Raw genomic sequence first — 13955 nt, forward strand, 5'->3', positions numbered from 1 at the left:
GGAGCATAGACGCCACCCGGCCACATCGCCAAGGACATGACAGAACAAAGCGCGGCAGGAGGGCACGTGGCGGGCCCCGCCGGTATGCGGCCGTGCTATCGCCGGTTGACATCATCCGCCGCGGGCCCGGGCGGGTCGAAGCTCAGGGGCAGCGAAACCGCCCCGGCCCCACCGGGGCGCCCCCACCGTCGCCGCAGCCGTGTCCGGCCCCCACCGGCCCCGGCGGTTCGGCGTACCGCGAATCCGGAGCCCCCACATGAAGCGATCCGTGCTGTCCGCCGCGCTCGGCCTGGCCCTCGCGGCCGGTCTCGCCGTGCTGCCCACCACTGCCGCGTCCGCCGCCACCCCCGGCCCGGCCGTCCAGGGCTACACCGCCTCCACGTACGCCGGTTCGGCCGCCGAGGCCGCGAACAACCAGGCGTTCTTCCACGCCGTGATGGCCTCCGCCAAGGCCAAGCAGGCCGCCAACCCGTGGCTGCAGACCGTCACCGTCACCTACGACACCGCCAGCGCGCCCTCCTTCACCAGCCAGATATCCCAGGCCGCGCAGATCTGGAACAGCTCGGTCAGCAACGTCCAGCTCCAGGCGAGCAGCGGCACCGGCGACTTCTCGTACTACGAGGGCAACGACAGCCGCGGCTCCTACGCCAGCACCGACGGCCACGGCCACGGCTACGTCTTCCTCGACTACCAGCAGAACCAGCAGTACAGCTCGCTGCGCGTCACCGCGCACGAGACCGGGCACGTGCTCGGCCTGCCCGACAATTACTCCGGCCCGTGCAGCGAGCTGATGTCCGGCGGCGGCCCCGGCCCGTCCTGCACCAACCCCTACCCCGACAGCAACGAGCGCGGCCAGGTCGACAGCCTCTGGTCGAACGGCGTCGATTCCGTGAACTAGGGGAGTCGCGAACTCGCCGCTGAAACAGGGAAGTTGCCGACGCCCTTCGGGTGCGGCGGGCCGCCCGGCCGGAATCGGGTGGCCCGCCGCTCGGTTGCTTCCCCGATCGGGAGCCTAACCGCCGGTGGAGCGGAATGCCAGGGGCACGCGCGAGTCAAGGTCGGTTAAAGACATCTCAAATCGCTTTACCGCAAGGGGTATTGATCGAAGCTATCGCGGGTTGACATCATCCGCCCGCCCGCCGGGCTGCCCGAAGCTCTGGGGACATCACCCGCTGACCAGGTGTCCCCCAGGGCCGGCCCCCAACCGGCCACGGCACCACCGGAATCGGAGCCCCCACATGAAGCGATCCGTGCTGTCCGCCGCGCTCGGCCTGGCCCTCGCGGCCGGTCTCGCCGTGCTGCCCACCACCGCCGCGTCCGCCGCCACCCCCGGCCCGGCCGTCCAGGGCTACACCGCCTCCACGTACGCCGGTTCGGCCGCCGAGGCCGCGAACAACCAGGCGTTCTTCCAGGCCGTGATGGCCTCCGCCAAGGCCAAGCAGGCCGCCAGCCCGAACCTGGCGACCGTCGTCGTCACCTACGACGCCAGTTCGGCACCGAGCTTCCGCACCCAGATCGCCAACGCCGCGCAGATCTGGAACAGCTCGGTCAGCAACGTCCAGCTGCGGTCCGGCTCGGGCGGCGACTTCGCCTACTACGAGGGCAACGACAGCCGCGGCTCCTACGCCAGCACCGACGGCCACGGGCGCGGCTACGTCTTCCTCGACTACCAGCAGAACCGGCAGTACAACTCGGTCCGGGTGACCGCGCACGAGACCGGGCACGTGCTCGGCCTGCCGGACCACTACTCCGGCCCGTGCAGCGAGCTGATGTCCGGCGGCGGCCCCGGCACCTCCTGCACCAACCCGTACCCGAACGGCACCGAGCGCAGCCGCGTCAACTCCCTCTGGGCGCGCGGCTGATCGTCCGCCAGGCGCCCCGGCCCGGCCGCAGCCCGCAGCGGCCGGGCCGGGGCGCCGTCGTCCGGAGGCCGTCGCCCTTCGGCGGGTGGTCGTCCGGCGGGTCGTCGTCCCGACCGTTGTCGGTGCCGCGTGCGAGCATGCGGGCGAGACCCGTTCGCCCCCGACCGTGAGGTGCCACCGCCATGCCGCGTTCCGCCCCCGACCAGCTCACCGACCTGCCGTACGCGGACCTACTCCGCCCCCACACCGGGCGGCTGCGCAGCGACGAGCGGTACGACACCACGCACTTCGACGGCGGCGAGCACACCGACGAGTCGGCGGCCGGGGCGGCGTTCCTGGAATGCGCCTTCACCGGGGTCGCGCTCAGCGGGGTCAAGCTGCGCCAGGCCCGGTTCAACGAGGTCTGGGTGCAGGCCGGCCGCTGGGTGGCCTGCGACCTGAGCGACACCGAGTGGCAGGACAGCGCCTTCGTCGGCGGCGTGCTGGCCGGGGTCGCCGGATACGGCTCGGCGCTGCGCCGGGTGGTGTTCCGCGGCTGCAAGCTGGAGGCGGTCAACCTGCGGGCGGCCGTGCTGCGGGACGTCGTGTTCGAGGACTGCCTGCTGCGCGACGTGGACTTCGGCGAGGCTAAGCTGACCGAGGTGTCCTTCCCCGGCTCCACGCTGGAGGAGGTCCGGCTGCGCGGCGCCACCCTGAAGAAGACCGACCTGCGCGGGGCCGCCCGGCTGGGCCTCGCGGACGGCCACCAGGGGCTGCGCGGCGCGGTCATCAGCTCCACCCAACTGCTGGAGCTGGCACCGCAGTTCGCCCAGGCGCTGGGAATCGAGGTCAAGGACCGCTGACCAGCCGCCCGCTCCGTCCCTCCCCGCCGTTTCCGCCGCCCGTTCAGCCCGGCGTCGCTCGGTGACACCCGGACGAACAGTCCGCCAACCCTGCCGCGCGCATCTGGTGGGCGCCTCCGGCCGGGGTGGAAGATGCTGCGCGATCGATGAGCCCCGACTTGTGTACACAACATCGCCAGATCGCCAATGAAGGGACGGGCCGGGCTGATGGCCGAGCTGAGTCGTAGGAAGTTCGTCACGCTGTCCGGTGCCGCCGCGGCGGGACTCGCCGTGGCCGGCACCAGCGCCGCAGGGGCCGCCCCCGGCGCACCCGCGGTGGCCTCCACCGCCACGCTCCAGCAGACCGGCACCATCAACGACGTGCAGCACGTGGTGATCCTGATGCAGGAGAATCGCAGCTTCGACCACTACTTCGGCACCCTGCGCGGGGTGCGCGGCTTCGCCGACCGCAGCGCCATCCAGATAGCCGGCGGCTACAGCGTCTTCAACCAGCCCAACGGCCTGCTCGGCCGCCAGTACCCGTGGCAGTTCAGCCAGACCAAACCGGCCGGCGGCGCCGACCCCGAGCGCCTCGCCCAATGCAATGGGGACCTCAGCCACGGCTGGAGCGATCAGCACAAGGCCTGGAACAGCGGCAAGATGGACTCCTGGGTCGCCGCCAAGGGCAACGTCCGCACCCTCGGCTTCCTCACCCGCCAGGACATCCCGTTCCACTACGCGCTGGCCGAGAACTGGACCATCTGCGACGCCTACCACTGCTCCGTGCTCAGCGCGACCGGCCCCAACCGCACCTACCACTGGTCCGGCCAGATCGACCCGGCCGGCAGCGCCGGCGGCCCCGCGTACGACGGCGGCGACGAGAAGGGCCTGCGCTGGCAGACCTACGCGGAGGCACTGGAGAGCGCCGGCGTCAGCTGGAAGGTCTACCAGAACGCCGCCGACAACTACGGCGACAACGCCCTCGCGTACTTCACCCAGTTCTCCGGCGCCCCGGCCGGCAGCCCGCTGGCCGTCAAGGGCATGGGCTCGGTGCCCAAGGCCACCGGCAGGACCCCGGACGACATCGCCGCCGCGATCAAGGCCGACGTGCTGAACGGCACCCTCCCGCAGGTCTCCTGGATCGTCCCCGACCAGGCCTCCTCCGAACACCCGTACGCCACCCCCGCCGACGGCGCGCACTTCGTCCACCTGGTGATCGACGCGCTGAACGCCGACCCGAACGTCTTCAACTCGTCCGTCCTGTTCATCAACTACGACGAGAACGACGGCTTCTTCGACCACGTCCCGCCGCCGGCCGCCCCGGCCGGCACCCCGGGCGAGTTCTACAACGGCACCAACATCGGCCTCGGCTTCCGCGTCCCGATGATCGCCGTCTCGCCCTGGACCCGCGGCGGCTGGGTCAACTCCGAGACCTTCGACCACACCTCCGTGCTGCGCTTCCTGGAGACCTGGACCGCCGCCCTCGGCACGCCCGCGCAATGCCGGAACATCAGCGACTGGCGCCGACGCGTCTGCGGCGACCTGACCAGCGCGTTCGACTTCGCCAACCCGGTCTACGGCCTGCCCGGGCTGCCCGACACCTCGCAGACCATCGGCCTGTCGGCGTGCGGCCCGCTGCCCAACCCGGCCCCGGTCAACAACCAGCTCCCGATCCAGGAGACCGGCACCCGGCCGGCCCGCGCCCTGCCGTACCAGCCGAACGCCAACCTGGACCACCTGGAGTTCGGCTCCGGCGGGGTCATGAAGGTCTGGATCGCGATGGACAACGGGGGCACGGCAGCGGCGAAGTCCGCCCACTTCGCCGCCTACGCCAACGCCTACCGCAGCGGCGGCCCCTGGCAGTACACCGTCGACCCGGGCGGCACCACCAGCGACTTCTTCAACTGCGGCACCAACTTCGGCGGCGGCCCCTACGACCTGACGGTCGTCGGCCCCAACCGCTTCCTGCGCCGCTTCAAGGGCGACGCCACCAAGGCCGGCAAGAACGCGGCCGTCACGGCGTCGTACGCGGTCGAGCCGGGCACCGGCAAGCTCGCCGTCTACTTCAAGCTCGCCAACTCCGGTGCGACGCCCATGACCTTCACGATCGCGTCGAACAACTACCGCACGGACGGCCCCTGGACGTACCAGGTCCCCGCCGGCGGCAACGTCACCGATTTCTTCAACGCCGCGGCCTACAACAACGGCTGGTACGACTTCACGGTGACGGTCGACGCCGACAGCACCTGGTCCCAGCGCTTCACCGGCCACCTGGAAACGGGCACCCCCAGCATCACCGGCTGACGCCCCAGGCCCCGCTGCCCGCTCCCTCGGGTGGCGGGGCCTCCACCCGCATCTGATTGGTCGTCAACTCGGCGCGGAATCGGCGCGGAATAGTATTCCGATCCGCCTGCCGACCTTATGGCCGTCCGGGATCCTGCCTACCGTGAGCCCAAGGCGCAGAAGGTATCGCGCCTGAAGTTCCGGACTATTCCCCGCTCAAGCGTCAGGGCCGCGCGGGGAGGATCGGGGAAACGGCCATGGGAACACGTGAACAGCACGGCGCCGGTCGCGCGCCCGGGCTGCGGGCCGCACGGAGGACGTCGATCTCGGTACTGTCCGCCTTCTGCTGCGCCGCCGCGCGGTCCAGCGCCTGCTCCGCCACCGCATACCGCCCGGCCACGAAGTGGCACCAGCCGAGGTACGCGGTCCCCATGGCGGCCGCACCGATCGCCGGGGCCCGCAGGGCGTACGGCGCGTCCTTGGCCGCCTGGACGGCCAACTCGGCCCGCGCCGCCACCATCGGAGTCACATCCGCGGAGGAGGAGATGTCCTCCAGCTTCCGCAACTGGACCAGCCCTGACTCCGCCTCGACGATCATCGCCCGGTCCACCAGACCCGGCCTGCGGGCCTGGAAGTCGGCCCGATCAGGATCGGCCGGAATCAGGCCGGACAGCGCGCCTCCCGCCCCCAGCGCCCCATCGATCAACCGGGCCAGCGCCGGATCCGGCATCCGGTCGCCCGACTCGAAACGACTGATGGTCGACTGGGACACGAACACCGTCGCCGCCAGCCTCGGCTGGGACATACCCGCCCGCCGGCGCAGCAGCCGCAACGTGCGCCCGAAGGACGTCAAACCCGCCTCCGCTCTTGGCCGTTCACCCACCTACCAAGTGCTGCCGGAGCCTACCCCCCGACCGGACAACTCGCCACAGCCCCAAGCAGATCGAGGAGCCGGACGCGCCCGGCGTCGGCAGCCGACGGTCACCCTCGCGGTGTGTCTTGCCGCCTCGGCCGTGCGTGGGTGAATAGCCGTTGGCGCTCGCCAAATCCTCCTGCCGCCACCCCCGTTCCTCTCGTGAGCTGCGGAGGAACGCACCGGACTGCTGCGGCCCCGGTCGATCTGCTCAACGACGCCAACGCGGCCGGACGGACGTGGAACTGCCCGAACTGCGCCCGGTGGGGCGTCGCCTGGTCGGCGGGCTACCGGGCGAACCAGCCGTTCGGGGCGATGGCCGGACTCCGCATCCCGGCGGCGTCGCGGCCGCCCAACCGGCCCAACTGATGTGGCGGACAGCTCAGACGAACGGGCCGCGTGGGAACCACGGGTCGCGGACCTCCCGGGGCCCGTCCGGCGTCAGCAGGGTGAGGGTGTACGGCGAGGCCGCGTACTCGGCGAGCTGGACCGAGCCGTAGCGGGTCTCCAGTTCGGCCTGGACCGGGACCGGCAGCCTACTGAGCGCCCGCCGCAGTTGCAGCGCGTCCCGGCGGCTGATCGGGTGCGGGGTGCGCAGGACCAGTCGCAGCGGGCTGAGCGGCCCGGCGACCGGTACGCCGGTGCCCAGTTCGTAGCCGACCGCGCCGATCGGGCCCCAGGACAGCCGGTGGTCCGCGACGATCCGGCCGACCGCCGGCAGCAGGGCCAGCGCCGGGATTCCGGCGACCCGTTCGGGGTCCAGCCGCCCGCACCGCCCGGCCAGCTGCTCGGGGCGCAGTGTCCGGGCGACTGCGGCCCAGGGCGCCAGGGCGTCCAGCCGCTGCCCGGGGCGGGGGCCGCGCACGATCACCGGGATCCACTGTTCGGGCGCGGCCTCCGGGTCCCGGGTGCAGCGTTGCGGGTGCGGGACGTCCGCCGGGGTGCCGACCAGGGAGGGGGCCCGGCCGACCGTCACCCACGGGTGCACGCGCAGCACGGCCCGCGCCCAGTCCGGCAGCTCGCCGCCCGCCAGCGGGTGCAGCGAACTGGGGCACTGCATCAGCAGCAGGTCGTGGGCGCCGGGCAGTCGCCCGTCCAGCGCGGCCAGCGGCCCGACCCGCCGGCGTGGCCCGTCGTGGGGGTCCTCGGTGGTGCGCCGGGCTTGGCGGGCGGAAGGTACGACGGTCACGGTGGGCTCCAGACGGTGGCGTCAGTTCGGCCGACGGCTCCAATCTGCGCCGGGCGGCCGCCTCCGCGCCACGGCCGTTGGGCGCGTTCACCAGGGACCAAAGGCTCAACGTGCGGCTCCGGGTGCCCGGTGTGAGAGTGGGGGAAGCCCGGTATCCGTTCGGAGGAGGAGTCATGGGCATCTTCGACAGGTTCCGCCACAAGGCGCACGAGGCGACCGGGCAGGACGCCGCCGAGCGTGCCGCCATCGCCCACGACGAGGCCGCGGACGCGTACAGCCCGGAGATCGAGCGGGCCCGCGAGACCCAGGAGGCCCGCGAGTCGGAGCGGCGTGCCCGTGCTGTCCAGGAGGAGGCCGACCGGCGCGCGGCCGAGAACATGACGGCCGAGGGCGACCCCTGGGGCTGAAACCCCAGGAGTCTCAGCGCCCTAAAACCTCCAGCCCCCGTCACCGCGCCCGCGGCGGCAGCGGCGGGCGCCGCAGGTCCGGCCTGGGGGTGTCCTCCGGCGGGGGCGCCGCGGCGGGCGCGTCCTCCAGCAGGTCCAGCGCGAGCTGGACGGCGGCGACCAGCTCGGGGTGGCGCCCGCGGGCCCAGTCGCGCGGGGTGCGCAGCACGTGCACGTCCGGTTCGACGCCGCGGTTCTCCACCGACCAGCCGAGTCCGCCTTCGAACCAGGAGGCGTTCTTGGGCACCGAGATCCGGGTGCCGTCGCCGAGGGTGTGCCGCCCGGTCATCCCGACGACCCCGCCCCAGGTCCGGTTGCCGACGACGGGGCCGAGGCCGAGCAGTTTGATCGCCGCGATGACCACGTCGCCGTCAGAGCTGGTCGCCTCGTCGGCGAGCGCCACGAGCGGGCCGCGCAGTGCGTGCCGGGGCCAGCGGACCGGCTGGCGGTCCCGGCCGAAGTCCCAGGCGAGGACGTGCCGGGTGAGTTTCTCCAGGACGAGTTCGGAGACGTTGCCGCCGGCGTTGCCGCGCACGTCCAGGACGAGTGCGGGCTTGTCCAGTTCGCGCCGCAGGTCGCGGTTGAACTGCGCCCAGCCGGAGCCGCCGAGGTCCGGGATGTGCAGGTAGCCGCACCGGCCGTCGCTGAACTCCCGTACCAGGAGGCGGCGTTTGGTCACCCAGTCCTGGTAGCGGACGGCCCGTTCGTCGGTCAGCGGGGTGACGGTGATCCGCCGTACCGGGCCGTCCGGGCTGCCGCGCAGGGCCAGTTCGACGGTGGTGCCGCCGGTGCCGGCCAGCAGTGGCAGCGGGCCGCGCACCGGGTCCACCGGGCGGCCGCCGACGGCGAGCAGTTCGTCGCCGTCCCGGACGCCCTGGGCGGCGAGCGGGGCGCGGGCGCGGGGGTCGGAGGTCTCGCCGGGCAGCACCCGTTCGACCAGCCAGCGCCCGTCGGGGGAGCGGTGTGCGTTGGCGCCGAGCAGGCCGAGCGGCTGCTGGCCGAGTGAGGGCCCTTCGGCGCGCCGGGACGGGGTGACGTAGGCGTGCGAGGTGCCGAGTTCGCCGAGGAGTTCGCGCAGCAGGTCGGCGAAGTCGTCGGGTGAGCAGACCCGCTCCAGCAGCGGCTCGTACTGGGCGGTCAGGGCGGGCCAGTCCAGGCCGGACATCCGCTCGTCCCAGAACTGGTCCCGGACGATCCGGGAGGCCTCGTGGTAGGCCTGGCGCCATTCGGCGGCGGGGTGCACGGTGTGGGTGATCCGTCGCAGGTCGACGGTGCTGCCGGCGCCGCCGGTGACCGGGACGATCCGCAGGGTCCCGGCCGAGTAGACCGCGATGGAGCCGCCGTCCCCGGAGACGGCGTAGCCGTCCAGCTTGTCGACCAGGGTGGTGCGGGTGCCCCGGGCGAGGTCGAAGTACTCCAGCGAGGGGCGGCCGGAGGTGTCGTCGGGGCTGGCGAAGGTCTGTCCGAGGGTGCCGGAGATCGGCCAGCGCAGCCAGATCAGGCCGCCGCGCACCGCGTCGGTGGCCGAGTACTTGGAGGCGATCACCGGGAACTGGAGCAGCCGCTCGCCGATGCCCTGCGGGTCGACGAGGACGGTGCCGTCGCCGCCGCCGTTGCCGCGCGGGGCGCCGTCCTCGGCGGGCGCGGCGAACGGGGACGGCGTGTCGGCGGTGAGCGGGACGAGGTAGGGGCGGCAGCCGAGCGGGAAGGAGAGGTCGCCGGTGTGCACGTCGTGGACGGGGTCGAAGCCGCGCCAGGACAGGAAGGCCAGGTAGCGGCCGTCCCGGGTGAACACCGGCTGCTCGTCCTCGAAGCGGCCGTCGGTGACTTCGGTGACCGGCCCGGGTGCTTCGGTGCGGGTGAGCCGGATCCGGCGCAGCGAGCGCCCGGCCACCGGCTGGGACCAGGCGATCCAGTGCGAGTCGGGGGAGAAGCGGGCGCTGGAGACCGGCCCGTAGCCGGAGGCGGCGAGTTCGCGGACGGCGCCGTCGTCGGCGGCGACCAGCAGCAGCCGCCCGTCGGAGGCGGCGACGGCGAGGTGGGCGCCGTCGGGGGAGGCGGTGAGTTCCAGGACGCGGCCGATCCGGTCGGCGGCGAGCACCCGGTGGCGGTGCTTCTCGGTCTCCTCGTGCCCCGGCAGCGGCATCACCTCGATCGCGTCGGCGCCCTCGGCGTCGGTGATCCAGGCGGCCTCGCCGGTGTGTCCGAGGATCACCGGCAGCCGGGTCCGCACCCCGGGGGTGTCGGCGAGCGCGCGGGCCGGGCCGTCCTTGTGGGTGAGCCAGTACTGGCTGCCGCGCACGGTGATCACCCCGGCCCGGCCGCTCTGGTCGCAGGCCAGGTCCTTGACCTGGGCGGCGGCGCCGACCTGGTACGGGCGGCGGCCGGCCCGGGCGCCGCCGAGCGGGACGGCGAGCCGGCGGGGGGCGGGGGCGTCCAGGCTGTCCAGCAGCCAGAGGTCGCCGGCGTGCTGGTAGACGATCCGGGTGCCGTCGGTGGCGGCCTCGCGGGCGTAGTAGGAGGCGTGGTCGGTGTGCCGGCGCAGGTCGGTGCCGTCGGGGCGGCAGGAGTAGACGTTGCCGATGCCCTCGTGGTCGGAGAGGAAGGCGATCCGCCCGGCGACGGGCATGGGTGAGGCGAGGTGGCCGGGGTGGTCGGCGAGGATCTGTTCGCCGTCCGCCCAGAGCCGGCCGGTGGCGCCGCCCCGGTAGCGCTTCCAGGCGGCGGGTTCGTGCGGGGCGGCGCCGGTGAGCAGCACGGTGCGTTCGCGGCTCATCTGGGCGTCGCCGACGGGGCCCCAGGGCATCCGGTGGCCGGGGGAGCCGTCGGGCGGCAGGGCGTGCGCCCAGGTGTAGTGGCCGAACGGCTCGTGGTAGGAGGTGACGGCGAGTACTTCGCCGTCCGGCAGCCAGCCGCGCACCCGGGTGTCCTGGCTGCCCCAGTGGCTGAGCCGTTCGGCCTCGCCGCCCTCGACGGGGGCGGTCCACACCTCGGGGGTCAGGTTCAGCCAGCTGGTCCAGGCGAGGGTGCGGCCGTCGGGGGAGAAGCGGGGGTGGCTGACCCGGGTGCGGTCGCAGCTGACCCGCCAGGCCCGGCCGGTGGCGCCGTCGGCGTCCAGCGGGGCGATCCAGACGTCGTCCTCGGCGGTGAAGGCGAGCAGCCCGCCGTGCAGGTGGGGGTAGCGGAGGTAGCCGGGCGGGGTCACCCCTCCATCCTTCGACGGGGTGTCACCCCCGGCAACCGGGGCGGCCCGTCGGGGCTGCCGGGCGGCTGGCGCGTAGGTCGCGGACCGGTCTGGACCATTGACACCGCAGTGCCGAATCCACTTCAGTGGTCTAGTCCAACTTGGGTGCCAGGCCGGGCCGTTCCCCCCCACTGGCGCGTGCTCCGGCGTGCCCTCGGACGTCCCCCACGACCGCGCCATCGCAGGAGCCCCCGCATGCGCAGAACCACACCCGCACCCGCCCCCGCCCGCCGGAAGCAGTCCCGCACCCTGCTCGCCGCCGGCACCGCCTCCGCCGTCGCCGCGGCCACCCTGGTCGGCGTCACCCTGGGCCTGGCGCCCGCCGCCTCGGCCGGCGAGTTCCTGGTCAACGGCGGCTTCGAATCCGGCTCGCTCGGCCCCTGGAGCTGCACCGGCAACTCCGGCAGCGTCGTCACCAGCCCGGTGCACGGCGGCGGCTACGCCCTCGCCGCCGCGGCCACCGCGGGCGACACCGCCCAGTGCGGCCAGACCGTCACCGTCGCCCCCAGCACCACCTACACGCTCAGCGCGTACGTCAACGGCTCGTACGTCTACCTGGGCGTCGACGGCGGCGGCCCCAGCACCTGGACCCCCGGCACCGGCGGCGGCTACCAGAAGCTCAGCGTCAGCTTCACCACCGGCGCCACCCAGACCAGCGCCACCGTCTACACCCACGGCTGGTACGGCCAGGGCACCTACTACGCGGACGACGTCTCGCTGGACGGGCCGGGCGCCCCCAGCCCGACGCCGACGCCCACCGGCACCCCGACGGGAACGCCGACCGGGACCCCGACGGGAACGCCCACCGGGACCCCGACCGGGACGCCGACGGGCACGCCCACCGGCACCCCGACCGGCACCCCGACCACCCCGCCGCCGCCCGGCAGCCACGCCCTGGTCGGCTACCTGCACGCCAGCTTCGCCAACGGCGCCGGCTACACCCGGATGGCCGACGTCCCGAACTCCTGGGACTTCATCGACCTCTCCTTCGGCGAGCCCACCTCCGTCACCTCCGGCGACATCCGGTTCAACCGCTGCTCCGTCACCGACTGCCCGACGGTGGAGTCCGACGCCGACTTCAAGGCCGCCATCGCCGCCAAGCGGGCCCAGGGCAAGAAGGTGCTGATCTCGATCGGCGGCCAGAACGGCCAGGTCCAGCTGACCACCACCGCCGCCCGCGACACCTTCGTCAGCTCGGTCTCGGCGATCATCGACAAGTGGGGCCTGGACGGCCTGGACATTGACTTCGAGGGGCACTCGCTCTCCCTCAACACCGGTGACACCGACTTCAAGAACCCGACCAGCCCGGTGATCGTCAACCTGATCTCCGCGCTGAAGACCCTCAAGGCCACGTACGGTCCGGGCTTCGTGCTGACCATGGCGCCGGAGACCTTCTTCGTCCAACTCGGCTACCAGTACTACGGTTCCGGCCCCTGGGGCGGCCAGGACCCGCGCGCCGGGGCGTACCTGCCGGTCATCTACGCGCTGCGCGACGACCTCACCCTGCTGCACGTCCAGGACTACAACTCCGGCTCCATCATGGGTCTGGACAACCAGTACCACTCGATGGGCGGCGCCGACTTCCACGTCGCGATGACCGACCTGCTGCTCAACGGCTTCCCGGTGGCGGGCAACACGAACAACGTGTTCCCGCCGCTGCCCGCCCCCAAGGTGGCCATCGGCATGCCGGCCACCACCAACGCCGGCAACGGCTACGTCGCCCCGGCCGAGGTGAACAAGGCCCTGGACTGCCTCACCAAGCTGGCCAACTGCGGTTCGTACGTGCCGCGTTCGGGCGCCCAGCCGAACCTGCGCGGGCTGATGACCTGGTCCGTCAACTGGGACCAGTTCGGCGGCCGGGAGTTCTCCAAGAACTTCGACGGCTACTTCCGCCGCTGAGGTGACGCCGGTGGGAACCGTGCTTGAACCTGACATCAGTGTGAGGATCGAGCATGGTTCCCATGGCGACCACACAGCTCCCGACTCCCGCAATCCGCAACGGTTTCCCGCTGCCCGCCCTGCTCGCCCTGGCCACCGCCGTCTTCGTCACCGCGCTCACCGAGACCCTGCCCGCCGGCGTGCTGCCCGGGATGAGCGGGGCCCTCGGCGTCGGCGAGTCGGCCGCCGGGCAGGCCGTCACCGTCTACGCGCTCGGGACCGCCGCCACCGCGATCCCGCTCACCGCGGCCACCGCCGGCTGGGGCCGCAAGCGGCTGCTGCTCACCGCGATGGCCGGCTTCGCCGCCGCCAACACCGTCACCGCGGCCTCCACGAACTACCCGCTCACCCTGGCCGCCCGCTTCCTCGCGGGCGTCGCGGCCGGCCTCGCCTGGGCGCTGCTGGCCGGGTACGCGCGCCGGCTGGTGCCGGTCGAGCAGCAGGGCCGGGCCATGGCCGTGGCGATGGCGGGCGTACCGGTGGCGTTGTCGCTGGGAGTGCCGGTCGGCACCTTCCTCGGCCAGGCGCTCGCCTGGTGGGTGCCCTTCCTGGCCATGACGGCACTGGCGCTCGGCGTGATCGGCTGGATCGCGGCCCTGCTGCCGGACCAGCCCGGACAACCCGCCGGTGAGCGCGCCCCGGTGCGGAGCGCGCTCACCGTGCCCGGGGTGGCGCCGGTGCTCACCGTGACGGTGCTCTTCGTGCTCGCCCACACCATCCTGTTCACCTACATCGCGCCCTTCCTCGACCGGACCGGCCTCGGCGACGCGACCGACACCGTGCTGCTGGTCTTCGGCCTGGCCTCGCTGGCGAGCATCTGGTTCACCGGCGCCCACATCCACCGCCGGCTAAGGCAGTTGACGATCGGCGGCGCGCTGCTGGTCGCCCTGACCGCGGGCCTGCTCGGCCTCTGGTCGCACAGCACACCGCTGGTGTACGCCGCCGCCGCGCTCTGGGGCCTGGGCTGGGGCGGCGCCCCGACCCTGCTGCAGACCGCCGTCGGCGACGCGGGCGGCGAGCGGGCGGACGCCGCCCAGGCGGTGCTGGTCACCCTGTGGAACGCCGCGATGGCGGGCGGCGGCGTGGTCGGCGGCCTGGTGCTGGGCCGCCTGGGCACCGGCGCCCTGCCCTGGACGGTGCTCGCCCTGATGCTGCCCGTCCTGGCGGTGGCCACCGCCGCCCGCCGCCACGGCTTCCCGGCCGAGCGCCGTTAGGCCCTGTCCGGCCGATCTTGCCGGGCCCGCGACTCCCCCAGCCTT

The 13955-nt window shown here is 73.3% G+C and carries 11 protein-coding genes; 8 read left to right on the forward strand and 3 right to left on the reverse strand.

Annotation, left to right across the window (positions count from 1 at the left end; genetic code table 11):
- Positions 1-256 precede the first annotated feature (256 nt).
- The 4 genes from snpA (A6F73_RS21390) (at position 257) to A6F73_RS21405 (ending at position 4987) form a co-directional block, all read left to right on the forward strand.
- Positions 257-898 (forward strand): snapalysin, encoded by a 642-nt coding sequence (gene snpA / locus A6F73_RS21390; protein WP_063349275.1) that lies wholly within the window; start codon positions 257-259, stop codon positions 896-898.
- A 340-nt stretch (positions 899-1238) separates the two neighbouring features.
- On the forward strand, positions 1239-1862 hold the full coding sequence (snpA, locus tag A6F73_RS21395; RefSeq protein ID WP_063349276.1) for a snapalysin: 624 nt from the start codon (positions 1239-1241) through the stop codon (positions 1860-1862).
- Positions 1863-2044: 182 nt separating this feature from the next.
- A complete protein-coding gene (locus tag A6F73_RS21400) occupies positions 2045-2704 on the forward strand; it encodes a pentapeptide repeat-containing protein (protein ID WP_063349277.1) in 660 nt (219 codons plus the stop codon).
- A 207-nt stretch (positions 2705-2911) separates the two neighbouring features.
- Positions 2912-4987: a phospholipase C, phosphocholine-specific gene (locus A6F73_RS21405; RefSeq protein ID WP_063349278.1), complete on the forward strand. Its 2076-nt coding sequence runs from the start codon at positions 2912-2914 to the stop codon at positions 4985-4987.
- A gap of 202 nt (positions 4988-5189) precedes the next feature.
- On the opposite strand, the gene A6F73_RS21410 is transcribed toward A6F73_RS21405, so the two are convergent.
- Positions 5190-5798, reverse strand: coding sequence for a helix-turn-helix transcriptional regulator (locus A6F73_RS21410; protein ID WP_159398502.1), 609 nt, complete (start codon positions 5796-5798; stop codon positions 5190-5192).
- A gap of 243 nt (positions 5799-6041) precedes the next feature.
- Between A6F73_RS21410 and A6F73_RS41575 the strand changes: the two genes are divergently transcribed.
- Complete coding sequence (locus A6F73_RS41575) at positions 6042-6248, forward strand: hypothetical protein (RefSeq protein WP_159398503.1); 207 nt, start codon at positions 6042-6044, stop codon at positions 6246-6248.
- A gap of 13 nt (positions 6249-6261) precedes the next feature.
- Here A6F73_RS41575 and A6F73_RS21415 read toward each other — a convergent pair whose 3' ends face one another.
- Entirely contained in the window at positions 6262-7068 is an 807-nt protein-coding gene (locus A6F73_RS21415) for a phosphoribosyl-dephospho-CoA transferase MdcG domain-containing protein (protein WP_063349280.1), read from the reverse strand.
- Positions 7069-7241: 173 nt separating this feature from the next.
- Here A6F73_RS21415 and A6F73_RS21420 point away from each other — a divergent pair, with 173 nt between their 5' ends.
- Positions 7242-7475 carry a hypothetical protein gene (locus tag A6F73_RS21420; RefSeq protein WP_063349281.1) on the forward strand — a complete coding sequence of 78 codons (234 nt, stop codon included), beginning with the start codon at positions 7242-7244 and terminating at the stop codon, positions 7473-7475.
- Between the two features lie 40 nt (positions 7476-7515).
- Here the strand turns inward: A6F73_RS21420 and A6F73_RS21425 are convergent, their stop codons facing one another.
- The gene (locus A6F73_RS21425) at positions 7516-10719 is read right to left on the reverse strand and encodes a S41 family peptidase (protein WP_167745870.1); all 3204 of its coding nucleotides are present in this window, start codon (positions 10717-10719) and stop codon (positions 7516-7518) included.
- Positions 10720-10953: 234 nt separating this feature from the next.
- Between A6F73_RS21425 and A6F73_RS21430 the strand changes: the two genes are divergently transcribed.
- Positions 10954-12657 carry a glycosyl hydrolase family 18 protein gene (locus A6F73_RS21430; RefSeq protein WP_063349282.1) on the forward strand — a complete coding sequence of 568 codons (1704 nt, stop codon included), beginning with the start codon at positions 10954-10956 and terminating at the stop codon, positions 12655-12657.
- Between the two features lie 62 nt (positions 12658-12719).
- Complete coding sequence (locus A6F73_RS21435) at positions 12720-13910, forward strand: MFS transporter (protein ID WP_244293454.1); 1191 nt, start codon at positions 12720-12722, stop codon at positions 13908-13910.
- The last annotated feature ends 45 nt before the right edge of the window (positions 13911-13955 follow it).

This window comes from Streptomyces sp. MJM8645, assembly GCF_001625365.1.
In the GTDB taxonomy this organism is placed as follows: domain Bacteria; phylum Actinomycetota; class Actinomycetes; order Streptomycetales; family Streptomycetaceae; genus Kitasatospora.

Excerpts from the sequence above, each read along its gene's own strand:
- A6F73_RS21435 (WP_244293454.1), top strand. The coding sequence starts at position 12,720 with ATGGCGACCACACAGCTCCCGACTCCCGCAATCCGCAACGGTTTCCCG.
- A6F73_RS21420 (WP_063349281.1), top strand. The coding sequence starts at position 7,242 with ATGGGCATCTTCGACAGGTTCCGCCACAAGGCGCACGAGGCGACCGGG.
- A6F73_RS21430 (WP_063349282.1), top strand. The coding sequence starts at position 10,954 with ATGCGCAGAACCACACCCGCACCCGCCCCCGCCCGCCGGAAGCAGTCC.
- snpA (WP_063349275.1), top strand. The coding sequence starts at position 257 with ATGAAGCGATCCGTGCTGTCCGCCGCGCTCGGCCTGGCCCTCGCGGCC.
- A6F73_RS21405 (WP_063349278.1), top strand. The coding sequence starts at position 2,912 with ATGGCCGAGCTGAGTCGTAGGAAGTTCGTCACGCTGTCCGGTGCCGCC.
- snpA (WP_063349276.1), top strand. The coding sequence starts at position 1,239 with ATGAAGCGATCCGTGCTGTCCGCCGCGCTCGGCCTGGCCCTCGCGGCC.
- A6F73_RS21400 (WP_063349277.1), top strand. The coding sequence starts at position 2,045 with ATGCCGCGTTCCGCCCCCGACCAGCTCACCGACCTGCCGTACGCGGAC.